This is a genomic window from Vibrio gangliei, from assembly GCF_026001925.1.
Taxonomy (GTDB): Bacteria; Pseudomonadota; Gammaproteobacteria; order Enterobacterales; family Vibrionaceae; genus Vibrio; species Vibrio gangliei.
The window spans coordinates 1,662,790-1,687,171 of sequence record NZ_AP021869.1 but is presented as its reverse complement, the minus strand read 5'-3'; the positions used below and the strand labels follow the sequence as shown (position 1 = coordinate 1,687,171).

21 protein-coding genes, 1 tRNA gene and 1 riboswitch are annotated in these 24,382 nt (G+C 43.4%); of the genes, 6 read left to right on the top strand and 16 right to left on the bottom strand.

The features are described 5' to 3' along the window. The first annotated feature begins 47 nt into the window (after nt 1-47). Nucleotides 48-1,163: an aspartate-semialdehyde dehydrogenase gene (gene asd, locus Vgang_RS07700; RefSeq protein ID WP_105903142.1), complete on the top strand. Its 1,116-nt coding sequence runs from the start codon at nt 48-50 to the stop codon at nt 1,161-1,163. Between the two features lie 176 nt (nt 1,164-1,339). On the opposite strand, the gene Vgang_RS07695 is transcribed toward asd, so the two are convergent. Next, nucleotides 1,340-2,185, bottom strand: a complete 846-nt coding sequence (locus Vgang_RS07695; RefSeq protein WP_105903143.1) for an ion transporter — start codon at nt 2,183-2,185, stop codon at nt 1,340-1,342. 66 nt (nt 2,186-2,251) lie between these two features. After that, nucleotides 2,252-2,890, bottom strand: a complete 639-nt coding sequence (locus Vgang_RS07690; RefSeq protein ID WP_105903144.1) for a YchE family NAAT transporter — start codon at nt 2,888-2,890, stop codon at nt 2,252-2,254. A 618-nt stretch (nt 2,891-3,508) separates the two neighbouring features. Here Vgang_RS07690 and adhE point away from each other — a divergent pair. Further along, complete coding sequence (gene adhE / locus Vgang_RS07685; RefSeq protein ID WP_105903145.1) at nt 3,509-6,178, top strand: bifunctional acetaldehyde-CoA/alcohol dehydrogenase; 2,670 nt, start codon at nt 3,509-3,511, stop codon at nt 6,176-6,178. Nucleotides 6,179-6,297: 119 nt separating this feature from the next. Here the strand turns inward: adhE and Vgang_RS07680 are convergent, their stop codons facing one another. Both Vgang_RS07680 and sodB read right to left on the bottom strand, forming a co-directional pair. Continuing rightward, nucleotides 6,298-6,960, bottom strand: a complete 663-nt coding sequence (locus Vgang_RS07680; protein ID WP_157946040.1) for an SDR family oxidoreductase — start codon at nt 6,958-6,960, stop codon at nt 6,298-6,300. A gap of 281 nt (nt 6,961-7,241) precedes the next feature. Beyond that, nucleotides 7,242-7,826: a superoxide dismutase [Fe] gene (sodB, locus tag Vgang_RS07675; RefSeq protein WP_105903147.1), complete on the bottom strand. Its 585-nt coding sequence runs from the start codon at nt 7,824-7,826 to the stop codon at nt 7,242-7,244. 413 nt (nt 7,827-8,239) lie between these two features. Here sodB and Vgang_RS07670 point away from each other — a divergent pair, with 413 nt between their 5' ends. Continuing rightward, nucleotides 8,240-8,575, top strand: a complete 336-nt coding sequence (locus tag Vgang_RS07670; protein ID WP_105903148.1) for a Grx4 family monothiol glutaredoxin — start codon at nt 8,240-8,242, stop codon at nt 8,573-8,575. 99 nt (nt 8,576-8,674) lie between these two features. Next, nucleotides 8,675-9,298, top strand: a complete 624-nt coding sequence (locus Vgang_RS07665; RefSeq protein ID WP_105903149.1) for a DsbA family protein — start codon at nt 8,675-8,677, stop codon at nt 9,296-9,298. Nucleotides 9,299-9,389: 91 nt separating this feature from the next. Here Vgang_RS07665 and Vgang_RS07660 read toward each other — a convergent pair whose 3' ends face one another. The 11 genes from Vgang_RS07660 to Vgang_RS07610 all read right to left on the bottom strand — a co-directional run bounded on the left by Vgang_RS07660 (nt 9,390) and on the right by Vgang_RS07610 (nt 19,240). Continuing rightward, a complete protein-coding gene (locus Vgang_RS07660; protein ID WP_105903150.1) occupies nt 9,390-10,709 on the bottom strand; it encodes a Na+/H+ antiporter family protein in 1,320 nt (439 codons plus the stop codon). 36 nt (nt 10,710-10,745) lie between these two features. Then, a complete protein-coding gene (gene rnt, locus Vgang_RS07655; protein ID WP_105903151.1) occupies nt 10,746-11,396 on the bottom strand; it encodes a ribonuclease T in 651 nt (216 codons plus the stop codon). A 287-nt stretch (nt 11,397-11,683) separates the two neighbouring features. After that, nucleotides 11,684-12,100, bottom strand: coding sequence for a lactoylglutathione lyase (gloA, locus tag Vgang_RS07650; protein ID WP_105903152.1), 417 nt, complete (start codon nt 12,098-12,100; stop codon nt 11,684-11,686). Nucleotides 12,101-12,141: 41 nt separating this feature from the next. Further along, the gene (gene nth, locus Vgang_RS07645; protein ID WP_105903153.1) at nt 12,142-12,783 is read right to left on the bottom strand and encodes an endonuclease III; all 642 of its coding nucleotides are present in this window, start codon (nt 12,781-12,783) and stop codon (nt 12,142-12,144) included. 45 nt (nt 12,784-12,828) lie between these two features. Further along, nucleotides 12,829-13,578, bottom strand: a complete 750-nt coding sequence (locus Vgang_RS07640; RefSeq protein WP_105903154.1) for an electron transport complex subunit E — start codon at nt 13,576-13,578, stop codon at nt 12,829-12,831. A gap of 1 nt (nt 13,579) precedes the next feature. Continuing rightward, the gene (rsxG, locus tag Vgang_RS07635) at nt 13,580-14,206 is read right to left on the bottom strand and encodes an electron transport complex subunit RsxG (RefSeq protein WP_105903155.1); all 627 of its coding nucleotides are present in this window, start codon (nt 14,204-14,206) and stop codon (nt 13,580-13,582) included. 7 nt (nt 14,207-14,213) lie between these two features. Then, the gene (rsxD, locus tag Vgang_RS07630; RefSeq protein ID WP_105903156.1) at nt 14,214-15,266 is read right to left on the bottom strand and encodes an electron transport complex subunit RsxD; all 1,053 of its coding nucleotides are present in this window, start codon (nt 15,264-15,266) and stop codon (nt 14,214-14,216) included. Continuing rightward, nucleotides 15,266-17,773 (bottom strand): electron transport complex subunit RsxC, encoded by a 2,508-nt coding sequence (gene rsxC, locus Vgang_RS07625; RefSeq protein ID WP_105903157.1) that lies wholly within the window; start codon nt 17,771-17,773, stop codon nt 15,266-15,268. Before rsxC ends, rsxD begins: the two co-directional genes overlap by 1 nt. A 13-nt stretch (nt 17,774-17,786) precedes the next feature. Further along, entirely contained in the window at nt 17,787-18,386 is a 600-nt protein-coding gene (rsxB, locus tag Vgang_RS07620) for an electron transport complex subunit RsxB (RefSeq protein WP_105903158.1), read from the bottom strand. 2 nt (nt 18,387-18,388) lie between these two features. Next, nucleotides 18,389-18,967: an electron transport complex subunit RsxA gene (rsxA, locus tag Vgang_RS07615; protein WP_027697352.1), complete on the bottom strand. Its 579-nt coding sequence runs from the start codon at nt 18,965-18,967 to the stop codon at nt 18,389-18,391. Nucleotides 18,968-19,164: 197 nt separating this feature from the next. Further along, nucleotides 19,165-19,240 (bottom strand) — tRNA-Asn (locus Vgang_RS07610). 641 nt (nt 19,241-19,881) lie between these two features. Here Vgang_RS07610 and uvrB point away from each other — a divergent pair. Further along, nucleotides 19,882-21,912, top strand: coding sequence for an excinuclease ABC subunit UvrB (uvrB, locus tag Vgang_RS07605; protein WP_105903159.1), 2,031 nt, complete (start codon nt 19,882-19,884; stop codon nt 21,910-21,912). 90 nt (nt 21,913-22,002) lie between these two features. Here uvrB and yvcK read toward each other — a convergent pair whose 3' ends face one another. After that, complete coding sequence (yvcK, locus tag Vgang_RS07600) at nt 22,003-22,893, bottom strand: uridine diphosphate-N-acetylglucosamine-binding protein YvcK (RefSeq protein WP_105903160.1); 891 nt, start codon at nt 22,891-22,893, stop codon at nt 22,003-22,005. A 200-nt stretch (nt 22,894-23,093) separates the two neighbouring features. Further along, nucleotides 23,094-23,246, top strand: a riboswitch (molybdenum cofactor riboswitch). Between yvcK and moaA the strand changes: the two genes are divergently transcribed. Continuing rightward, a complete protein-coding gene (gene moaA, locus Vgang_RS07595) occupies nt 23,235-24,299 on the top strand; it encodes a GTP 3',8-cyclase MoaA (protein WP_264923422.1) in 1,065 nt (354 codons plus the stop codon). It overlaps the preceding riboswitch by 12 nt. The last annotated feature ends 83 nt before the right edge of the window (nt 24,300-24,382 follow it).

Genomic DNA, 24,382 nt, shown 5'->3' with positions numbered 1-24,382 from the left:
GCTGAATTGGCCCCTTTTTATAATTTTAATTCATGGAGAGGATGAAAATGAGAGTAGGTTTAGTCGGCTGGCGTGGCATGGTAGGTTCGGTACTGATGCAACGTATGGTAGAAGAAAAGGATTTTGACCTAATTGAACCTGTATTTTATAGCACGTCGCAAGTCGGTATTCCGGCACCCAACCTTGGTAAAGATGCGGGCATGCTACAAGATGCGTTTGATATCGAAAGCCTAAAACAACTTGATGCCATTATTACTTGTCAGGGCGGTTCTTATACCGAGAAAGTGTATCCAGCACTTCGTCAAGCGGGTTGGAAAGGCTATTGGATTGATGCCGCTTCTACACTACGTATGAAAGATGATGCGATCATTACACTCGATCCAGTGAACCTAACCCAAATTCAAGATGGCCTACATTCTGGCACCAATACCTTTGTTGGCGGTAACTGTACCGTGAGTTTGATGCTAATGGGTTTAGGTGGTCTTTATGAAAAAGGCATGGTGGAGTGGATGAGCGCAATGACGTACCAAGCAGCTTCTGGCGCTGGTGCGAAAAACATGCGTGAGCTTATCGCACAAATGGGCGTGATTAACCAGTCGGTTAGCGCTGAAATGGCTGATCCAGCGAGCTCTATTTTGGATATTGACCGTAAAGTTGCCGAGACGATTCGTTCTAGTGAATTCCCAACCAGTGAGTTTGGTGCGCCGCTTGCTGGTTCATTAATTCCTTGGATTGATGTGAAGCGTGAAAACGGTCAGTCAAAAGAAGAGTGGAAAGGTTCAGTTGAAACGAACAAGATCTTGGGCTTGCAAGGTGAGTCAATTGTTCCGATTGATGGTACTTGCGTGCGTATTGGTGCAATGCGTTGTCACTCACAAGCTTTAACTATTAAGCTAAAACAAAATGTGCCAATGGATGAGATCGAAGACATCATTGCCTCACATAACGATTGGGTTAAGGTGATTCCAAACGAGCGTGATATTACCGCACAAGAACTATCACCAGCGAAAGTGACAGGTACACTGTCTGTGCCAGTTGGTCGTTTACGCAAAATGGCAATGGGCGATACTTTCCTAAATGCGTTCACCGTTGGTGACCAACTTCTGTGGGGTGCCGCTGAACCACTTCGCCGTACTTTACGTATTATTTTGCAGAACCGCTAATTTTGCGAAACAGTGGCTAATATTGAAGAGCGCTAAAGGTCATTTTGTAATTTAGCGTATTTCAGAGTCATTAATGAATGAAAAAGTCCGCATGATCATCATGCGGACTTTTTATTTTTAGCTCGGAGATTATGCAGCTGGAGTCATTTAGGAGGCAATCGACTTGAAGCCTTTCTTTATGGCTTTTTGACCGGAACGACTCGTTTATCTGGGTCAGCCAATTCACTGCCACAATGTTTACAAAAAAGCGCATCGGTTTCATGGCCTGGTTTTGCACAGTTAGGGCATAGCACCAAAGTACGGTGTGCTTTCATTTCTTGATTTAATTCAGCGGTAATAATGCCAGTGGGCACAGCAAGGATTGAATAACCCAGTAGCATAGTTAATGCCGCCACGCCTTGTCCTAGAGGAGTTTGAGGCACGACATCACCATAACCTACGGTAGTAATTGTAATGATTGCCCAATAAATACCGCGCGGGATACTGGTAAATCCATTTTCTGGCCCTTCGATCACATACATTAATGCCCCGAAAATGGTCACCAAAATGGCGACCGCGCTAAAGAAAATAAGGATCTTACGTTGTGACATTGCCAGCGTTCGAACTAGCAGATTGGAATCTTGTAGAAAACGCACTAACTTTAAGATGCGGAAGATTCGCATCACGCGTAATAGTCGAATGATGCCGATGAAACTGGCCGTTGGGAAAAAGAAAGCAAGATACGTGGGCAGTATGGCTAGTAAATCGATGATGCCATAGAAACTTTTAGCGTAAGCGCTGGGTTTAGGTGAGCAATATAATCGAAGTAAATACTCCAAGGTAAACAGAGCAGTAAAAAAGTATTCAAGAATGTCGAACTCAAGTTGCCAGCGTTCAGCAAAGTAGGGCACTGAGTCTAACATCAACACCGATAATGACGTGAAAATGGCGATGATTAATAGAATATCGAAGCGACGGCCTGCAGGTGTATGAGTACCGAAAATGATGACATAAAGTTGGTGTTTGAGTTTGTCGTGGTTCATTAGGATCCTTCCTAAACGTTCGTCCTTAGATGTTACTTTGTGCTGAATTTATTGCGAGGCTCATTTTTACATTAGGCCAGGGAATAAGTTACGAACACCATTTGCAATAAATTCGACACCGAGTGCCGCTAGAATTAAACCCATGATACGGGTGATGACATTGATTCCAGTTTGTCCTAAGAATCGAACAATCAGTGGTGCTGAGCGAAATAGTAACCATGAGCAGAAACAGAACACCATAATTGTGGCGACAATACCTAAGGTTTCTAGCATGGTTGGATAGCGAGAGCCATAAACAATCGTAGAACTGATCGCACCCGGGCCAGCCATTAAAGGCATAGCGAGAGGGACGACACCAATTTGTTCACGACTAATGTATTCGGTACGTTCTTGTTTGTTTTGTTTATCTTCACCAAGTTTACCGCTCATCATCGAAAAGGCGATACTCATTAATAGAAAACCGCCGGCAATACGGAATGAATCCAATGAAATCGTAAACATGTCGAGTAAGAACTGGCCGCAAATCAGAGACACAATCAAAATTACGCCAACGGCAATGTGCGCGGTTTGAGCCGTTTTACTCTTTTCTTCAGGAGACATATGCCCAGTCAAGGAGACAAACACCGGCATAATACCAATTGGGTTTACGGCGGCCACGAGGCCAAGGAAAAATTGTAAGTAGATGGCAAATTCAATAGAAGCCATAAGGAAAATCTCAACTTTAAGCGAAATAAGTGAAAGGCGTTGATATTACAACAAGTAAATCAGTAGTTAATGTAAGGTATTTTACCTAAATTCACGAGAAAGTATTGTTATTTGTTGTGAGAAACCGTCTAGCTTACTGCCTGAGTGATGTCTTATATGTGATGGTTTTATCGTCAAGAGTGGAGGTTGGTCGAAAAAATTTCGAATGGAGTAAAAATTACCACTTAAGTATTATATTAGCTTAAAGTTTGCGTATACTCGTTGTAGCACAGGGTTTGCGCCAGAAAACGGTATGTTAATTACTGAAATAAACATACGAAAAGTGTGCTTAATTGGTGTGTTTTGTAAAGACTGGTTAAATATTTTTTACTTTATGAATTAAATTAAATTATAAATAAAATCATAGTGTTATGTTTTTTTCTTGTTTTGTGTTACCGCTTTAGGGGTATTTAGATTGCAGGAACTGATCTACATCAATATTTTTAATATGTGAAAGCATATACTCAGTTTCGAAAGCGATTTACTAAGGCGTTTTACAGTTGGTCAAGCATTTGAACAAGCGAAGCCGTAACAGTCTTACTAAATAGTTTTTAATTTTTAAATCTTAGGAGATTCATTATGCCTGTAACTAACTTAGCTGAACTAGATGCCTTAGTCGCACGCGTTCAAGCGGCACAAAAAGAATTTGCCACTTTCTCACAAGAGCAAGTAGATAAAATCTTCCGTGCAGCTTCTCTAGCAGCTAACCAAGCTCGTATTCCTCTAGCGCAACAAGCGGTAGCTGAATCTGGCATGGGTATTATTGAAGACAAAGTAATCAAAAACCACTTTGCATCTGAGTTCATTTACAATAAATATCGCGATGAAAAAACGTGTGGCATCCTTGAAGAAGGTACTGACACCATTACTATCGCTGAACCAGTAGGCATCATCTGTGGTATCGTTCCAACCACTAACCCAACGTCAACTGCGATTTTCAAATCTCTTATCTCTTTGAAAACTCGTAACGGTATCATTTTCTCGCCACACCCACGTGCGAAAAACTCAACTAACGATGCGGCAAAATTGGTTCTTGAAGCAGCGGTTGCAGCGGGCGCACCAAAAGACATCATTGGCTGGATTGATCAACCATCTGTTGAGCTTTCTAACGCACTAATGAAGCACGATGGCATCAACCTTATCCTTGCAACTGGTGGTCCAGGCATGGTTAAAGCGGCTTACTCTTCAGGTAAACCAGCTATCGGTGTAGGTGCAGGTAACGTGCCTGTTGTTATCGATGAAACTGCTGACATCAAACGTGCAGTTGCTTCTGTTCTTATGTCTAAAACATTCGACAACGGTGTAGTTTGTGCTTCTGAGCAAGCTGTTATCGTAATGGACGAAGTATACGAAGAAGTGAAAGAGCGTTTTGCTTCTCACAAAGGTTACGTTCTATCTAAAGCTGAAGCTGATAAAGTACGTAAAGTACTTCTAATCAACGGCAACCTAAACGCTGATATCGTAGGTCAACCTGCAGTTAAAATCGCTGAGCTAGCGGGCGTTAAAGTTCCTGCTGACACTAAAGTGCTTATCGGTGAAGGCGGTGTAGTAAGCCACGATGACGAGTTTGCTCACGAAAAACTATCTCCAACGCTAGGTATGTTCCGTGCGTCTTCTTTCGAGAACGCGGTAGACCAAGCAGTGACTATGGTTGAAATCGGTGGTATCGGCCATACTTCTGGTCTTTACACTAACCAAGACACTAACGCTGACCGTATCAAATACTTCGGCGACAAACTAAAAACAGCTCGTATTCTTGTGAATATCCCAACCACTCACGGTGGTATCGGTGACTTGTACAATTTCAACGTTGCACCATCACTAACGCTAGGTTGTGGTTCATGGGGGGGGAACTCTATCTCTGAAAACGTAGGTCCTAAACACCTAATCAACAAGAAAACTGTTGCTAAGCGAGCTGAGAATATGTTGTGGCATAAACTTCCAAAATCAATCTACTTCCGTCGTGGCAGCCTACCAGTTGCACTGACTGATCTAGAAGGTAAAAAACGTGCATTCCTAGTAACTGACCGTTTCCTATTCAACAACGGTTACGCTGACGAAATCGTAAGCCTACTTAAAGCACAAGGTATGGAAGTTCAAACTTTCTTCGATGTAGAAGCGGATCCAACGCTATCTGTTGTTGAAAAAGGTGCAGCTCAAATGCAAAGCTACCAACCAGACGTAATCATTGCTCTAGGCGGTGGTTCACCAATGGATGCAGCGAAAATCATGTGGGTAATGTACGAGCACCCAGAAACGCACTTTGAAGAATTATCAATGCGCTTCATGGATATCCGTAAACGTATCTACAAGTTCCCTAAAATGGGTGCAAAAGCTGAACTAGTATGTGTAACTACGACTTCTGGTACAGGTTCTGAAGTAACACCATTCGCAGTGGTAACTGACGACCGCACTGGTGCGAAATACCCACTAGCTGACTACGAGCTAACGCCTAACATGGCTATCGTTGATGCGAACCTTGTTATGAACATGCCTAAGTCTTTAACAGCGTTCGGTGGTTACGATGCAATCACTCACGCACTAGAAGCTTACGTATCAGTTCTTGCTAACGAATACTCAGATGGTCACGCTCTTCAAGCACTTAAGATGCTTAAAGAGTACCTACCATCTAGCTACAAAAATGGTTCTGCTGACCCAATCGCTCGTGAGAAAGTACACAACGCTGCAACTATCGCAGGTATGTCTTTTGCGAACGCATTCCTAGGTGTATGTCACTCAATTGCACACAAAATTGGTGCTGAGTTCCACATCCCACACGGTCTTGCTAACGCATTGATGATTTCTAACGTTATCCGTTTCAACGCGAACGATAACCCAACTAAACAAACTGCGTTCTCTCAATACGACCGCCCACAAGCACGTCGTCGCTATGCAGAAGTTGCTGACCACCTAGGCCTAAGCCAAGAAGGTGACCGCACTGCACAGAAAATTGAGCGTCTATTAGCTTGGTTGGATGAAGTGAAGAAAGACTTGGATATCCCAATGTCAATTCAAGCGGCTGGCGTTAACGAAGCTGACTTCCTAGCGAAACTTGATAACCTAGCGGTTGATGCGTTTGATGACCAATGTACAGGTGCTAACCCTCGTTACCCTCTAATTTCAGAGCTTAAAGAGGTTCTACTAGCGTCTTTCTACGGTAAAGCGTACATCGAAGGTGAAACTTTCGAAGGCACAACTGTTATCAAAAAAACAGAAGAGCCAGCAAAAAAAGCAGCTAAGAAGAAATAATCTTAGTCTAGCGAAATAAAACAAAGCCCTGCTTATTGAATGTAAGCAGGGCTTTTTGGCTTTATAGTAATTATATAGTTAGGAAGAATCTTTGAGTTCCTTGTTTGGGGAATGGCCATTTAATAAGAATCTAACACCCGGCCACTGAAATAGTCATTTTCAACAATGTATTCAGCATTTCGAATTAGCTCATCATAACTGCGAGCCCAGCCAGTATGCTGAGAGTGTTTAGTTGAACGACTAGGTAAAATCCCTCCTACACGTATGTTGAACGGCATCAGCTCTTTTGCCCAATTCTGGGTAAACTCTGAGATCAAAGACGAAGATTGTGCCAGCGTGCCTTGTTCTTGGCTCGAAAGATTGACGATCACACCACGCTTTTGATTATGAAGCATTTGCTTAGCAGCCAGTTTGCTAAAGCAGAGCATCGTGGCGGCGAGTTTAGAAAATTGGTAGCTGTAAGTATCAATAGTTTCATCATTGATTAATGAAGGAGAGGGGAGGCTTGGATATAGGTTAATTAGCACATCAATACCTTTGTCAAAATGCTGATTGATAGAAGAAAACAAAGGTTGAACACTTTCGAAGCTGTCATCATCGAGTAGATATTGGAATACTTGTGAAGAATAAGCCTGACAATGATGCATGGCTTGAGTTAGCGCCTGTTCATTGTTGTCGACTAAGATGACGTTAGCATTCAGAGAAAGAAAGTGTTGCGCTAAATTTTGACCTAAATGAGAGCCTGCGGATGTAATTACAACGACGGAGTTTTGTATATTCATGCTGCACCTCATTGGTATCAAAAGAAAAATACCTAATGCGCTCAATAAATCAGACAACAGGACCGTGCCACAACGGAGAGCATTAGATATTAATAATGGTAGTAAAACGTGTAAAAATCCTGTGAATAACCTCAAAGAAGCAAAATGAAACAATGAAACTCATTCAATAGAAAGGAAAATATTTTATGAAGATTGTTAGCGGCTGCTGTGTATAAAAAAGACCAGCCTAAGCCAGTCTTTTGTGTGTATTGCTCAAGAGAGACTCTTGTTAATCAAAATCATTATTTGATTAGGTTTTCTTCAACGAATGACCAATTAACTAGAGACCAGAAACCATTCATGTAGTCTGGACGTACGTTACGGTAATCGATGTAGTATGCGTGCTCCCAAAGGTCTACTGTTAGTAGTGGCGTTACGCCTTCTTCAGTTAGCGGAGTCGCCGCGTTTGAAGTGTTAACGATTTCTAGAGCGCCGTCAGCTTTCTTGATCAACCAAGTCCAAGAAGAACCGAAGTTGTTGATTGCAGCGTCAGTAAATTTCGCTTTGAAGTCTTCGAAAGAACCAAATTGTTGTTTGATTGCTTCACCAACTGCGCCTGTTGGTTCACCACCACCGTTTGGTGATAGGCAGTGCCAATAGAACGTGTGGTTCCAGATTTGCGCTGCATTGTTAAAGATGCCACCTGTTGAAGTCTTGATGATTTCTTCAAGTGATTTACCTTCAAACTCAGTACCAGGAATTAGGCCGTTTAGTTTTACAACGTATGTGTTGTGGTGTTTACCGTGGTGGTAATCTAATGTCTCTGCTGAGATGTGTGGTTCTAGTGCATCTTTTGCGTAAGGCAGCGCTGGTAATTCAAATGCCATTGCTCAAATCTCCATGTGTTAGAAAGGGACTTTCTTGTGCTTTGCTGAATTTTGTTTTTACAAAATAAGCGTAGCAGCTTCCGATTGTTATCATACTAACTGATGATGCCATTTTAATGACGGTGAAACCTTAACGCAGGTTCAAATAAATGAAATCGCAACTGCAAGGATAACTACATCAGTTTGAGCCATTTAACGACTCCGCTTAGTTTAGCAAGTTTTTACTTTATTAAAAGGGGTTGTAAATAAAAAGTTCTTATAGGTCACCATGTTGTAATTTTTATAACACTTCAGGTGTGCAGAAATGAAACAAATTGAATAACCTTATAAAGAATGCCTTTTTATTCTGGTAAAGATACAAGTAGAATGGAGCATAACAAGAAAAGTGATACCGATATCCGAGAGAGGAAGTAATGGAAACTATCGACAAAATTAAACAACAGATTTCTGAGAACACCATCCTGCTATACATGAAAGGCTCACCTAAATTACCTAGCTGTGGCTTTTCTTCACAGGCTGCTCAGGCTCTCATGTCTTGCGGTGAAAAATTTGCTTATGTAGACATTCTACAAAACCCAGACATTCGCGCAGAATTACCAAAGTACGCTCAATGGCCGACTTTCCCACAGCTTTGGGTTGAAGGTGAGTTGATCGGCGGATGCGACATCATCATCGAAATGTTCCAAAAGGGTGAACTACAGACGCTGATCAAAGAAGCAGCCTCTCGTGCACCAGCAAGTGAAGAGTAATTCTTCGTCAATTTGAAAGAAAAAGGGCCTATTGGGGCTCTTTTTTTATATCTATACCTCAGCTGAGGTTATTTAATAAGATTGTCGAGTGAGGTAAGCATGGACGCGACTTTATATTATATTCACGACCCGATGTGCAGTTGGTGTTGGGGTTATACGCCGACATGGGAAAAACTAAAAGCGGCCTTACCGCAAGAGATCAAAGTTGAATACTTACTCGGCGGATTGGCTCCTGATAATGATGCACCTATGCCGCTGGAAATGCGTCAAATGTTACAGCAAACCTGGCAGCGTATAGAGTCTCAGCTAGGCACGCAGTTTAATTATGATTATTGGCAGCTAGCTAAACCCGTTAGAACCACTTACCCAGCCTGCAGAGCAGTGATTGCCGCTCAATTGCAAGGAAAGGGTGAAGCGATGAATACCGCCATTCAAGAGGCGTATTATTTGCGCGCCATGACACCGCATATTGAGCAGACTCATATTCATCTTGCGCAAGAAATTGGCCTGGATGTTGATAGGTTTATTACCGATAGAAACAGTGACATAGTGGAACAAGTGTTTAGGCAGCAAAGGTCATTCTGCCAGCAGCTAGGCATTGCTTCATTTCCGAATTTGGTCTTAAAGGCGGGTGAGGTATATCATTTAATCGAATTAGATTATCGCTCTGAAGATACAACATTACGAGATATACAAGCTAAGTTAAGCTCTGCTTTAGGCTAATTTGATAGATACAATAAAAAAGCGCAGGTTACGTTATGGTAGCCTGCGCTTTGTATTTTCTATAGTGACTAGAGTCAATAAAACCTAGGGTTTACAGAACCATCGCGGCAATCCAGCCGAAGATCACAAGTGGTACGTTGTAGTGCAAGAAGGTTGGGATAACCGAGTCTTTAATGTGGTCGTGTTGACCATCCGCATTTAGGCCTGATGTTGGACCTAAGGTTGAATCCGATGCTGGTGAACCTGCATCACCTAACGCTGCCGCTGTACCCACAAGTGCAATGGTTGCTGCCGGTGAGAAACCAAATGAAATCGCTAATGGAACATAAATAGTGGCAATAATTGGAATGGTTGAGAATGACGAACCGATACCCATAGTGATCAGTAGACCAACGATCAGCATCATCAGAGCTGCAATCGCTTTATGACCACTCATGCTTTCTTGCAAGAAGGCAACCAATGTTTCAACCCCACCAGTCGCTTTCATCACACTCGCAAAACCGTTGGCTGAAATCATGATAAAGCCGATCATCGCCATCATTTGTACGCCGCGAGTAAAGTTGTCTTGACTCGTTTGGAATGGTTTACCGAATGATAGGATGATGAAACCCACTAGGGCACCAACAATCATAGAACCAGAGTAAAGCTGGGCAGATATCGTTGCGATGATGCTGATCACAGCAACAATCACCGCTTTTTTATCAATGCCTTGCTGTTGAGCTTGTTGTTCAGTTGCTTCTTCTGACTTATAAACGCGTGGTTTACGATATGTAAACAATACGCTCACCAACAGACCAAAAATCATACCGCAAGCAGGAATAAACATCGCGGCTGGAATTTGTGAAGCTGTCGTCGAGGTTAGGCCGTTACTTTGAAGAGCTGGTAATAAAATGTCGTTTAAGAAGATGCCGCCGAAACCAATTGGAAGCGTCATGTACGGGGTAACTAAACCGAAAGTAATGATACAAGCCACCATACGACGGTCGACATTCATTTTATTGAATGCAGATAGAAGCGGCGGAACAATGATTGGGATGAACGCAATATGCACAGGAATTACGTTTTGCGAGAAAATCGCCATGATGAATAGCGCGCCAAAAATAGCGTATTTAAGTGTATTGGATGCTTTTTGATTTTCTTTACCGTGTACACGTTTAATGACGGCATTCGACAGTAAATCAGTAATACCCGTTTGAGATAGAGCAACGGCAAATGCACCGAGTAGGGCGTAGCTTAATGCAATCTCTGCACCATCACCTAAACCAGATTGGAAAGCGGCAATAGTATCATTAAGTGACATGTGAGCCAGCAAACCACCAGCGATAGCACTCAGTGTTAATGCAATAACAACGTTTACTCGAAAGACTGACAGTGCCAGCATTAAGCAAACGGAAATAACGACAGGATTCATTGTGATTCTCTTATTAAAATGTTGTGTATAGTTATTTTATTTTTCTTCAGTTGAAGCCAGTGGCCATCCACCCAGCGCTTTCCACTTATTGACGATATTGCAAAATAGCTTAGCGGTTATTTGCGTATCATACAGGGCAGAATGAGCAGCTTGGTTATCAAACTCAAAACCTGCTGCGCGGCAGGCTTTAGCCAGAACGGTTTGTCCATAAGCAAGGCCACTCAGGGCGGCAGTGTCAAAAGTCGCAAAAGGGTGGAAAGGAATGCGTTTCAATTTACTGCGCTCGGCGGCGGCCATAACAAAACTGAGATCGAAATTGGCATTGTGAGCCACCATAATGGCACGGCTGCAATCCGCTGCTTTTTGTTCTTTGCGCACTAATTTAAAGATTTCTTTCAGCGCTTCGGCTTCTGTCACCGCCCCTCGTAGTGGGCTATATGGATCACGGATACCGGTAAATTCAAGCGCTTCCTTTTCAAGATTCGCACCTTCAAAGGGCTCGACATTAAATTGCAGTGTGGTTGCTGGATACAAATCACCGTTGTCATCCATGGCTAACGTTACCGCACAGATTTCGAGTAATGCATCAGTCTGAGCGTTAAACCCCGCGGTTTCCACGTCAATAACAACGGGAAAATAGCCACGAAAGCGGTGTTTTAGTGTCAAAGCTTCATTTATGTCGGTCATGCGTTTTCATATCCGTGAATTTGGTGCGTATTATTACAGATAAGAAATGGAACTTCACTCACAAATGTGACTTGTCGCGATGAAAATATGAGGTTTTATTTAAAATAAATGATTTTTTATTGCTACTGCAAAAGAGTCAGAGAGATTTGATTATTGTGGTGGATAACTGTGTCCGAAATGAAGTGCCATTTTGGGTGGCTGCGAAAGTGAAAACAAAAAGAACCCAGTGTAGGGTTCTTTTGGGGGAGCTATCCTCAGCTGAGGGCATTTAGACAAGAGGCAGGTACTTAGCCTTCTAATCCAGCAGACATTTGGCTGCGCTGAATAAGCTCAATCATGTAGCCATCAGGGTCTTTCACGAAGGCAATATGAGTTGAGCCGCCTTTAACTGGGCCGGGTTCACGAGTGACTGTACCGCCCGCTGCTTTAATTGCATCGCATGCTGTGTAGATATCATCGAAACCAATCGCAATGTGACCATAGCCTGTACCAAGATCGTATTCCGACGTATCCCAGTTGTAGGTTAACTCGATTACAGCACCTTCAGATTCATCACCGTAACCGACAAATGCTAGAGTGTATTTGTATTCAGTGTTTTCATTTTTACGTAGCAATTGCATGCCAAGTACTTTGGTATAAAACTCGATTGAACGATCAAGATCGCCAACGCGTACCATAGTATGCAAAATTCTTCCGTTCGACATTGTGTGCTCCTTGTAATGATTATGGGCAATCAAAGTAATGATTACTCTTCAGGATAAACTTTTTCTTTAAACTCACATAAATCTTCAATGATACAACTACCGCAGCGTGGCTTACGCGCAATACAGGTATAGCGACCATGCAAAATGAGCCAGTGATGCACATCGAGTTTGAATTCTTTTGGTACTACTTTTAAGAGCTTAGCTTCCACATCGTCGACCGTTTTACCCATCGCAAATTTCGTGCGATTAGAAACTCGATAAATGTGAGTATCGACGGCAATCGTTGGCCAACCGAAAGCGGTATTGAGTACGACATTGGCCGTTTTTCGACCAACACCCGGCAAGGCTTCTAAAGCGGCTCGATCTTCCGGAACTTGGCTATTGTGCTTTTCAATCAAGATTTTGCAGGTCTTGATGGTATTTTCAGCTTTTGAATTAAATAAGCCAATGGTTTTGATGTATTCTTTTAGCCCATCGACACCAAGAGCCAAAATAGCTTCCGGCGTATTGGCGACAGGATATAACTTATCTGTCGCTTTATTGACACTCACATCTGTGGCTTGCGCTGAAAGTAAAACGGCAATCAATAACTCAAAAGGGGTTGACCAATTCAGCTCTGTTTGCGGATTTGGATTGTGTTCTCGTAATCGTTCAAGGATCAGACGACGCTTTTCATTATTCATTTTTGATTCTTTTCATTAATGGTTTTTTGTTATTTGTCGTTCAAGTTAAGCATTAGTGACACGAGCACGTTCTATTTTTGCTTTTTCTGCTTTTGGTTGGCGCTTCTCAATTTGTTTATCAATGACTTGTTTGAGTGCAATTAAGAAACCGACACCAATGAAAGCGCCCGGTGGTAATAAGGCCAGTAAAAAACTGCTATCAATATGAAACACTTCGATACGCAAGGATTCAGCCCAAGCCCCCAGTAATAAGTCTGCTCCATCAAATAGTGTGCCTTGACCGATCAGTTCACGTAAGGCACCCAGTAGAGTCAGAACTGCTAACATGCCAAGCCCCATCCAAAAGCCATCTAATGCCGCTTTCTTCGGGGCATTTTTAGAGGCATAAGCTTCGGCGCGACCAATAATCACACAGTTAGTCACGATCAACGGAATGAAGATACCGAGTGATAGATACAAGCCGTATGCGTAAGCGCTCATTAGCAATTGAACGCAAGTCACGACGGAAGCAATGATCATGACAAAAATCGGAATACGTACTTCGTTAGGAACATGATGACGAATCAGCGACACAATGGTATTGGTGGCGATTAATACCATCATGGTGGCCAAACCTAAGCCAAGCGCGTTGGTTACGGTCGATGACACTGCCAGAAGAGGGCATAAACCCAAGAGTTGAACTAAGGCAGGGTTGTTATCCCATAAACCATTTTTCATGAGTTGTTTATTTTCAGGATCAACCACTTTAACTTCGGATTCTAAAGGGGTATCAAGTGTTGCACTATCGTCAGACATATTATCCCTCACAGTTTAATGGTTGATTAAGGATGGTTTGCTTATTTTGTTTAAAGTAAACCACGGTGTTTTTGACTGCTTTGACGACAGCGCGAGGCGTAATTGTCGCACCGGTAAATTGGTCAAATTGACCACCATCTTTACGTACCGCCCAATCAGAGTCGTTATCCGTTGTGACCGTTTTTTTATCAAAACTGAATATCCAACTGGTTTTTCTGGTTTCGATTTTATCTCCAAGCCCGGGAGTTTCATTATGCTCTAACACGCGAGTGCTGGTAACGACACCTTGCATATCCAGGCCAACAATGATTTTGATTGCACCATTGTAACCATCCGGCGCGTAGGTTTCGATAGCGATAGCGGTTGGCTCTCCATCTTTGGTCGCCAAATAAGCAGGCATCGGATCGGTCGTCACTGTGGTTTGAGATGGCAACAACATACAAGAAGCAAACAATTGATTGTCGTGCATGCTTTGTGGGATCACTTGGTTCAGAGTTTGTTGTAAATCGCGTTGCTGTTGTTCAACGATAGTATCGTGTGTGATCCAGTTTGTAATGGCAACCAGTGACGTTGAAGCCACAGCAAAAATTGCCAAGATCCCACCATTTTTCTTCATAGCTTTAAGCATAGTGTGATTACCTTACATGGCCATAAGTGCGTGGTTTGGTGTAGTAGTCAATCAGAGGTACCGCCATATTGGCCAGTAATACCGCGAAGGCAACACCATCAGGAAAACCACCCCAGCTACGAATTAAGAATATGACTAAGCCGATAAAGGCACCATAAATGATGCGTCCTTTCGTGGTGGTGGATGCGGTTACCGGATCGGTGGCAATGAAAAAGGCACCGAGCATGGTTGCGCCAGACAATAAGTGCATGATTGGTGAAGCCGTAGTGCCTGGGGCGATCAGCGAACAAAGGGTGCTCACAATTAACAAACTTGCCAACATGGCAATCGGGATCTGCCACTGCACTATACGTAAGCGTACTAGCAGTAAGCCGCCTAATAAAAACGCAATATTGACCCATTGCCAACCCACACCAGCTAAACCGGCGAAGACAGGCTGCTGCATGATTTCACTAGACAAATGACCGGCTTTGATTGACGTTTTGAAAGTATCCAGTGGTGTGGCCATGGTGACACCATCAATGCCTGCACGTACTTGCTGCAAAGATAAGCCATCAGCATTGAAACCAGTGAAGAAGAGTTTCAAACAATCGGCAAAATGCATGTGAACGTGGGTAATGGACTCCGGTGTGACCCAACTGGTCATTTGTACGGGGAACGAGATCAATAACACCACGTAAGCCACCATCGCAGGATTAAATAAGTTTTGACCCAAGCCACCATACAAATGTTTGCCAATTACGATGGCAAAAAACAGACCAATAGCCAGCAACCACCAAGGAGAAAGTGGTGGAATTGCAACCGCAATCAACATGCCCGTCACTAAGGCACTGTTATCTTGTAAGCTACGTAAAATGGGGCGTTTACGTACTAACATCACTGAGGCTTCAAATAACCAAGCCAGCATAATGGCGAAGACCACTTGAATGAGAACGCCATAACCAAAGAAATAGGTTTGAACAGCAATGCCTGGGAGCAGACATAAAGCAACCCACATCATGATATTGGCGGTATTACGCTTTACTCTCACATGAGGAGAACTCGTGATGAAGAAAGGCATTATTTTTTCTCCTGAGAGGATTTATCGATGAACACTGGTATATCTAACAAATCGAGTGTCACTTCTGAATCTTGCTTATCTTGTGAGTCTTTATCATCAGATGATGCTGATTTTTCTACTCGAACTTGTTCATCTGGTTTTGATTCAGCTGCATGTTGTTGGATTTCATTTTGCTCTGCTGGGTTTTGCTCGGTTTTATTTTGCTCAGTTTTATGTTGTTGCTGGGCTTTACGAGCTTTAGCGCGGGCAATAGCAGCCGCTACAGCAGCTTTTTTCGGATCGCTTTCGGTCGCTGTTGTGGCTTCAGGTACTTGAGTTTGCTCACTTACTTCAGCTTTAGGTTCTACATCGGTTTCTGGCTCAGATTCATGTTGTTGCTGCTGTGCCTTGCGAGCTTTAGCGCGGGCAATCGCAGCGGCTACCGCAGCTTTTTTCGGATCGTTTTCGGTTGCTGTTGTAGCTTCAGGATCTTGCTCTTTTGAGCTTGCCTCAGCTTTAGGTTCTGCAGCGGTTTCTGGCTCAGATTCATGTTGCTGCTGTGCTTTGCGAGCTTTAGCGCGGGCAATTGCAGCGGCAACCGCAGCTTTTTTCGGATCGTTTTCGGTCGCTGTTGTGGCTTCAGGAGCTTGCTCTTTTGAGCTTACCTTCGCTTTAGGTTCAGCATCGGTTTCTGGCTTAGATTCATTTTGTTGCTGTTGGGCTTTACGAGCTTTAGCACGCGCAATCGCAGCCGCGACAGCCGCACTTTTACTTGGTGCTTGTGACTCGGATTCATCACTTTGCACTGCTGTTTCTGCTTGTTGAGCTTGCTCAGCTTTACGCGCACGAGCCTGCTGTTTACGTTCTTCACGTAATTTCATCATTTCAGAATTATCAGGCTCAGCTTGTCCGGCTTTGGCTGCTTCGGCTTGCTTGGCTTTCGCTCTTGCAATCGCTGCTGCAACCGCGGGTTTCACTTCGTTACTTACAGGCGCGGCTTGTTTCGCTTTCACTCTGGCAATAGCGGCCGCTACGGCATCGTCACCACCGGATTGTGTCATTTCGCCGCGACGCTTTTCTGCTGCTTGCTTGAAGCGCTGTTCACGTTCAATTTTGTCTCGCTCTAAGCGTTTTTGACGTTCTTCAAAGCGTTGTTTAGCTCGTTCAGATTCTTTCGCTTCTTGTTTGCGAGTCCAAATTTCAGATTTTGCTTGGCGGTAATACTGCACCAATGGAATCTCACTTGGGCATACGTAAGCACAAGCGCCGCACTCAATACAATCGGACAGGTGGTATTCTTCACACTTGTCGTAATCTTGTGCTTTGGCATACCACTGCAACTGTTGTGGCAGTAGCGAAGCAGGGCAGGCTTCGGCGCAAGCGGTACAACGAATGCAGGCAACTTCTTGAGTTGGGGGCGCTAATTCTTTGCGTTTTGGCGCTAAAATACAGTTTGTGATTTTGGTAATCGGCACGTCTGCATGAGGCAAAGTGAAGCCCATTAACGAACCACCCATAATCAATCGTGGGTTTTTACGTTCGGCTTTATAACCAAATTGGCGCAGTAAGGATGAAATTGGTGTACCAAGACGCGCTAACACATTGCCTTTTTGCGCAAAGGAATCGCCGGTTAATGTAACGACACGTTCGATTAATGGTTCACCATCAATGATGGCACGTTTGATTGCAAATGCCGTTCCTACGTTTTGCATCAATACGCCAATGGCTGCCGAGTGTTCCTTACTTGGTACTTCACGGCCAGTTAAGATTTTGATTAACTGTTTTGAACCGCCTGAAGGGTATTTAGTGGGTACAACACGAATGATCAGATCAACGTCTTTGGCTGCGACTTCTAATGCAGCAATGGCTTCTTTTTTATTATCTTCAATACCGATAATGGTGATTTCAGGTTGCAGAATATGCTGAATAACTTGCACACCTTGAATCACTTCATCGGCATAATCCTGCATTAAGCGATCATCGGCGGTGATATAAGGCTCACATTCCGCCGCATTGATGATTAAGATCTTGGTTTTGGCTAAACCGGTATGCAGCTTTCGAGCGGTTGGGAAACCCGCACCGCCCATACCAGAGATGCCTGATTGACGAATTTTTTCGATCAGTTCTTCCGCGTTACGTTCCGTGTAGTTGTCTATTGCTTCTTTTTCACACCACTTATCTTCACCATCCGGTTTGATCACAATACAGAGATCGGACAAACCAGAAGGGTGAGCAATCGTGCGTTTTTCTATGGCGGTGACGACACCTGAGCTTGGCGCATGCACTGGAACCATGAAGGCTAAGTTAGCCTGAGTCAGTTGTTGACCTTTCAGTACGGGATCACCAACTTTGACGCAAATGTCACCCGGGCGGCCGATATGCTGCTTTAAAGGTAAAACGAATTCTTCTGGTAACTCAGGTTGTACGATAGGTGTGCCAGACGACTGCACTTTATTTTCAGGTGGATGGATGCCTCCGGGAAAATCCCACATCATACCCTGACGAATTTGTTCAATTAACGACAACATAGAGCGATTTTCCTTAATTCACGGTGGATTTTTCAGAGTCAGCTTCAGCTGAGGTTGGCTCAAGATCCGTCACAACAGGAATCAGTTCAAGTTGCCATTTCCACGTATCTGGCGTGGTTTCGATAGGAATCATTTCAATACAATCGGTTGGACAAGGCGCAACGCATAAATCACAACCCGTACATTCGCTTTTAATGACGGTGTGAAGTGCTTTGGTGCCACCTACAATGGCATCCACTGGGCACGCTTGAATACATTTAGTGCAGCCAATACACATATCTTCATGAATAAAAGCCACTTTTTTAACCGCTTCTTCGACTTCACCTGCAGCGCTTGGCACATCGACTCCCATCAAATCAGCGAGTTTTTCGATACCTGCTTGGCCACCGGGAGGGCATTTGGTGATGTCATCTCCATTTGCGATAGCTTCGGCGTAAGGGCGACAACCGGGATAGCCACATTGTCCGCATTGAGTTTGCGGTAAAATACTGTCAATTTGATCGACAATTGGATCCGCTTCAACTTTAAAGCGAATCGAAGCAAATCCTAAAATAACACCAAAAATAGCGGCTAAAACAGCAATAGCAGCGATAGCAATAAAAACAGTAGTCACAATTATTTCACCAAGCCGGTAAAGCCCATGAAGGCAAGAGACATAAGACCTGCGGTAATCATAGCAATGGATGCACCTTTAAATGGAGCGGGTACATCAGCCGCCGCAATTCGTTCACGCATCGAAGCGAACAGAATCAAGACAAGTGAGAAACCAACCGCTGCACCAAAACCATAGATGATGGATTCGATAAAGTTGTGGTTTTCGTTAATGTTTAACAACGCCACACCTAATACTGCACAGTTGGTAGTGATCAGCGGGAGAAAAATACCCAGTAAGCGATAGAGCGTTGGGCTGGTTTTGTGTACCACCATTTCGGTAAATTGCACCACAAAGGCAATCACTAAAATAAAGCTCATGGTTTGCAAATATTCGATGCCAAGAGGGCGCAAAATGTAAGTTTGGACGAGATAGGAACAGACCGATGCCAAGGTTAATACGAAAGTTGTCGCAAGCCCCATTCCAATGGCGGTTTCTAGTTTTTTAGACACGCCCATAAACGGACAAATACCAAGGAATTTAACCAGAACAAAGTTGTTGACCAGGACAGTGCCAACAAGCAACAGTAAATAGTCTGTCATATCGTCTCTTAGGGTTACTTATGATCTGAACATTATCGTCATTTGTGCTATCAATAACAACCCTTTGATCTCCTACAAGCTAATAGGTACAAGCTATAAGGAAACAGGTATTTGATGCCATTGGAAGGCGTAGTCGTTAAATGAACAAATTTTAGACGAAAAAAAGCCGCATGTTTGACGATGCGGCTTTTTCAATTTGGCTCCCTGTGCTGGACTTGAACCAGCGACATACGGATTAACAGTCCGCCGTTCTACCGACTGAACTAACAGGGAATAATATGGAGCGAATTCTAGCTAGAGCTTTTTTCTCTGTCAACGTTCTGTAGAGGTAAAAAAGTCAATTTTTTCTTGTTTTTTCTCTTTACTTTTTTGTATCCCGCATCAGATAAGGGTAGTGGATAGTTATCCACTAAATTTGTGGATAAGTGTGTTAATGAAATCTGGGCAAGTTTGGTTTTGAATTTAATGATAGCGATATAAATAGCGACGTCATGGCTAATGCTTTGTATTGAAAGATTTTTTCTTGCTTTTTCCGGTATTGGCTCGTGTGGATAAAAAAAGCGCTTGTTACAAAATGAAGCAGTGATGCCCAGTTTTGGGGAAAACCAGTGGATGAAAATATGAGGTAATTACAGGCGCGTTTTGCGTGGGACGAGAATACTATCAAAGTTGGAATTAGCACGCCAGAGTGAACATGACTTTTTTTAGTCTAATTGTTAGAGAAAAAAACTATCGCTGGAATAGTGCTGGATGAGTATCCAGTGTCATGCCAAAATAGAATCGTGAAAGGTCAATTGAGTCGTTCACTTTTATGTTAATAAACCAGTATGCTTTAGAGATAAATGCGGTTTAGAGGCAAATTTGGTTTAGAGACATATGTGGTTTAAAACACAAGCATGGTTTAAGAGGCAAGTATGAGTAAGTTGTACCAATTGGTATCGGATTATCAACCAGCAGGCGACCAACCTACGGCAATAGCGCAATTGTCGGAAGGGTTAGATGCAGGATTGGCACATCAAACTTTACTTGGTGTGACGGGTTCAGGTAAGACATTTACACTTGCTAATGTCATTGCAAGAGCGCAACGGCCAACGATTTTGCTTGCGCCGAATAAAACCTTAGCCGCGCAGCTTTACGGTGAAATGAAGAGCTTCTTCCCTAACAATGCCGTGGAGTACTTTGTCTCTTATTATGATTATTACCAGCCTGAAGCCTACGTACCCACGACGGATACCTTCATCGAAAAAGATTCATCGGTGAACGCGCATATTGAACAAATGCGTTTATCCGCCACTAAATCTCTTATTGAAAGAAAAGATGCCATCATTGTTGCGTCCGTATCCGCAATTTATGGTTTGGGTGATCCCGATTCGTATTTAAAGATGATGTTGCATATTCGTCGAGGAGACATGCTCGAACAGCGTGACATTATTCGCCGCTTAGCTGAATTGCAATATAGCCGTAATGACATGGTGTTTGAACGCGGTAACTTCCGAGTTCGAGGTGAAGTGATTGACGTGTTCCCAGCCGATTCAGAACATGATGCTATTCGTATTGAAATGTTTGATGAAGAAGTCGAATGCATCAGCATCTTCGATCCTCTGACCGGTGCGATGAAGCAGCGGGATATAGCGCGTGCCACTATTTATCCTAAAACGCACTACGTTACGCCGCGTGAACGAATTTTAGAAGCCATTGAACAAATCAAAGAAGAATTGGTTGATCGTCAAAAAGTGCTGCGTGATAACAACAAATTACTTGAAGATCAGCGCATTACTCAACGCACTCAATTCGACATTGAAATGATGAACGAATTGGGTTTTTGTTCAGGTATCGAAAACTACTCGCGTTATCTCAGTGGTCGCAAAGAGGGCGAGCCGCCTCCAACATTATTCGATTACTTACCGCATGATGGTTTGTTGATTATCGATGAATCTCATGTCACGGTGCCTCAAATTGGCGCAATGTATAAAGGTGACCGTTCGCGTAAAGAAACCTTAGTGGAATTTGGCTTCCGTTTGCCGTCAGCTTTAGATAACCGCCCGCTAAGGTTTGAAGAGTTCGAGGCACTTGCTCCGCAAACGATTTATGTTTCGGCAACGCCAAGTGATTATGAATTAGATAAATCAGCAGGCGACGTGGCTGAGCAGGTTGTGCGCCCGACAGGTTTACTCGATCCTGAAATTGAAGTTCGCCCCGTGGCTACCCAAGTGGATGATTTGCTGTCTGAAATTCGTCAGCGTGTTGCTGTTAATGAACGTGTTCTGGTTACGACATTAACCAAACGCATGGCTGAAGATTTAACTGAATATCTCACCGAGCATGATGTGAAAGTACGTTACTTGCACTCGGATATTGATACGGTCGAGCGAGTTGAAATTATTCGCGACCTACGTTTAGGTGAATTTGATGTGTTAGTGGGCATTAACTTACTTCGAGAAGGATTGGACATGCCTGAAGTGTCGTTAGTGGCGATTTTGGATGCAGATAAAGAAGGTTTCTTGCGTTCAGAGCGCTCCTTAATTCAGACCATTGGCCGCGCCGCGCGTAATGTGCAAGGTAAAGCGATTTTATATGGCGACACGATTACTAAGTCGATGCGAAAAGCGATTGATGAAACGGAAAGACGTCGCGCTAAGCAGCAAGAGTACAACGAAAAAATGGGCATGTCGCCGCAGGCTTTGAAGAAAAGTATTCAAGATATTATGGAGCTTGGTCATGTTGGCACGCGTAAAGGTAAGAAAGACAGCCATGTGATCCCATTGTCTAAAGTGGCAGAGCAAGCGGCGAATTATCAAGCTCTGACACCGCAACAATTAGAAAAACAAATCAGTCAGCTCGAAAATGAAATGTATCAACATGCGCAGAATTTAGAATTTGAACAAGCAGCGCAAAAGCGGGATGAGATAGAAAAGCTAAGAGCGCAGTTTATTGTGAATAGTTAAAACGGAAGATTGTGACTTGAGCGCTTCGCTTCTCGTGTCTCGATGTGTTAGTCGAGTTACGAGAAACGAGTTTCCGAGTACCGTTTTTATTTACTGCAAAATAATCTTCTCGATTTCTTGCTGTAATTTTTTACGGTCGTGTCGCCATTCATGGTTAGGTGAAGCGAGATTGACTTCAACGCATTGGTAGTTTTGTTTTAAGGTTTCGGTAAAGTTTTCTCCAAGCAATACATCAACCGCTCGGCCATCGCAGGCACGTTTACACCATTTCAGTCTTTCTTCTAAATCCATCATTCCGGCAGGGCCAAATTCGTTATCGAGGTTATCGACAAACACCACTTTTGCTTGGGTGTTTTTCGCTATCGCTTTACCAATATCCGGTAGAAGTAGAGGGGGCATAATACTCGTAAGAAAACTGCCTGGGCCTAAAATAATGCAATCCGCCGCGAGGATGGCTTCGACGCCTTCTGCGGTAGCCGGTACTTCCGGTTCAACATACAATCGTTGCAAAGGTTCAGCCATATCATCCACATTGGTTTCACCGCGTACCCATTGGCCAGACTTAGACAAAGCCGTAAGATCGGCAGGGTGTTCTGACATCGGCACAATATTGACTTCAACCTTGAGCATATCGCAAATAAGGTGAATGGCGTCGAGTGGGCGAATAGACAAGTTGTCTAAAGCGGTGAGCATCAAGTTACCTAAATTGTGGCCGTTCAGTTCACCTTGTCCACGGAAACGATACTCAAACATCATTGAGCTGATATTGGGCTCGGTGATTAACTGGTTAATACAGTTGCGAGTGTCACCCCATGCGATCCCTCCTTGGCACTGACGAATACGGCCGGTTGAGCCCCCGTTATCCGTTGTGGCCACAATGCCGGTTGCGTTGGAGCCAAAATCTTTTAATGCGGCCAGCATTCGTCCGAGTCCGTGACCACCGCCAATCGCAACGACTTTTTTGGTTTTATGAATAGGCATGAATGAGCTTCTCTGGTTTTAAACCGCTAATCAACCTTAGGTTAATTAATCATTTATTGATATAGATGCGCTAAATATAACGGTCTTGCTTCTAAATGGGTATGGAAAAAGTATGCTTTCTTGCGTACTATTTACAAACAGTGTTGCTGATCAACTTATGTTCATGTTACTTAGATCTCATGTGACTTTCTTTAACAGCAATAACGTCATAACTCCGAGCGTTAATCACTAAGTTCATTATTCTACCAATGAATAAAGGATATGTTTTTAGGGCCAGTGACAATTTGTCACCAGGGTTTGCTTAGAAATGGGCTGACCTCCCGTATTTGGAAAGGTGTTTCGTGACTCAATTTGTGTCTCATTATACTCCGGAATTTTCTGGCGTATCGGATGTTGGTGCTCCAACGTCAACAACAGAAAGCGCTCAATTTGTCGATCGCTACGAACGAAAATTTTATTATTTACGTTTGTCGATTACTGACGTCTGCAATTTCAAATGTACTTATTGCCTACCTGATGGCTATCATCCGACAGGGCGTAAAAACTCATCTTTTCTTAATCAAGCAGAAATCAAACGTGTGGTGAATGCGTTTGCCGATTGCGGTACCACTAAGGTTCGGATTACTGGTGGTGAGCCAACTCTGCGTAAAGATTTCAATGATATTGTGGCATCGGTTGCTCAAACCCCTGGTATCAAAAAAGTGGCGACCACTACCAATGGTTATCGCATGGCGAAACAAGTGGGTGAGTGGAAGCAAGCTGGTTTAACGCACATCAATGTCAGCGTGGATAGCCTAGACCCACGTCTATTTCACCAAATTACTGGTGAGAACAAGTTTCACGATGTGATGTCGGGAATCGACCGTGCTTTTGCGGTTGGTTACCAGCAAGTCAAAGTGAATGTGGTGCTATTGAAGCAATTCAACGGTAATTCACTACCTAACTTTTTGAACTGGATTAAAGACCGCCCCATTCAGTTGCGTTTTATCGAGTTGATGCAAACCGGTGAAATGGATGAATTGTTTGAACAACAACATCAATCTGGCGTAACGATTCGTAATCATTTGATTGCCAACGGTTGGTTACTCAAAGTGAAAGAAGCCAATGATGGCCCGGCGCAGGTGTTTGTCCATCCGGATTATCAAGGTGAAATTGGCCTTATCATGCCTTATGAGAAAGGCTTCTGTGAAACTTGTAACCGCTTACGTGTTTCCGCTACCGGCAAATTGCATTTGTGTTTGTTTGGTGAACAAGGCGTTGAACTGCGTGATTTACTGCAACAAGATGACCAAGAGCAAGCGCTTATCCAACGAATTCAAGGTGCGTTAGATACCAAGTCGGTTAGCCACTTCTTGCAAGAGGGCAATACGGGCATGACGCCGCATCTGGCTTCTATCGGCGGCTAATTTTCAATTTTCGTCGTATTTGAATTTGTCGCTGTGTTGACTGCGTTCATTCACCCCAATCGAGTAGGCAAATTACACTCATG

Excerpts from the sequence above, each read along its gene's own strand:
- gloA (WP_105903152.1), bottom strand. The coding sequence starts at position 12,100 with ATGTCGAACGGAAGAATTTTGCATACTATGGTACGCGTTGGCGATCTT.
- asd (WP_105903142.1), top strand. The coding sequence starts at position 48 with ATGAGAGTAGGTTTAGTCGGCTGGCGTGGCATGGTAGGTTCGGTACTG.
- sodB (WP_105903147.1), bottom strand. The coding sequence starts at position 7,826 with ATGGCATTTGAATTACCAGCGCTGCCTTACGCAAAAGATGCACTAGAA.
- uvrB (WP_105903159.1), top strand. The coding sequence starts at position 19,882 with ATGAGTAAGTTGTACCAATTGGTATCGGATTATCAACCAGCAGGCGAC.
- Vgang_RS07665 (WP_105903149.1), top strand. The coding sequence starts at position 8,675 with ATGGACGCGACTTTATATTATATTCACGACCCGATGTGCAGTTGGTGT.
- rsxA (WP_027697352.1), bottom strand. The coding sequence starts at position 18,967 with ATGACAGACTATTTACTGTTGCTTGTTGGCACTGTCCTGGTCAACAAC.
- rsxG (WP_105903155.1), bottom strand. The coding sequence starts at position 14,206 with ATGCTTAAAGCTATGAAGAAAAATGGTGGGATCTTGGCAATTTTTGCT.
- Vgang_RS07695 (WP_105903143.1), bottom strand. The coding sequence starts at position 2,185 with ATGAACCACGACAAACTCAAACACCAACTTTATGTCATCATTTTCGGT.
- Vgang_RS07670 (WP_105903148.1), top strand. The coding sequence starts at position 8,240 with ATGGAAACTATCGACAAAATTAAACAACAGATTTCTGAGAACACCATC.
- Vgang_RS07690 (WP_105903144.1), bottom strand. The coding sequence starts at position 2,890 with ATGGCTTCTATTGAATTTGCCATCTACTTACAATTTTTCCTTGGCCTC.
- adhE (WP_105903145.1), top strand. The coding sequence starts at position 3,509 with ATGCCTGTAACTAACTTAGCTGAACTAGATGCCTTAGTCGCACGCGTT.
- nth (WP_105903153.1), bottom strand. The coding sequence starts at position 12,783 with ATGAATAATGAAAAGCGTCGTCTGATCCTTGAACGATTACGAGAACAC.
- Vgang_RS07640 (WP_105903154.1), bottom strand. The coding sequence starts at position 13,578 with ATGTCTGACGATAGTGCAACACTTGATACCCCTTTAGAATCCGAAGTT.
- yvcK (WP_105903160.1), bottom strand. The coding sequence starts at position 22,893 with ATGCCTATTCATAAAACCAAAAAAGTCGTTGCGATTGGCGGTGGTCAC.
- rsxD (WP_105903156.1), bottom strand. The coding sequence starts at position 15,266 with ATGCCTTTCTTCATCACGAGTTCTCCTCATGTGAGAGTAAAGCGTAAT.
- rnt (WP_105903151.1), bottom strand. The coding sequence starts at position 11,396 with ATGACCGACATAAATGAAGCTTTGACACTAAAACACCGCTTTCGTGGC.
- Vgang_RS07660 (WP_105903150.1), bottom strand. The coding sequence starts at position 10,709 with ATGAATCCTGTCGTTATTTCCGTTTGCTTAATGCTGGCACTGTCAGTC.
- rsxC (WP_105903157.1), bottom strand. The coding sequence starts at position 17,773 with ATGTTGTCGTTAATTGAACAAATTCGTCAGGGTATGATGTGGGATTTT.
- Vgang_RS07680 (WP_157946040.1), bottom strand. The coding sequence starts at position 6,960 with ATGAATATACAAAACTCCGTCGTTGTAATTACATCCGCAGGCTCTCAT.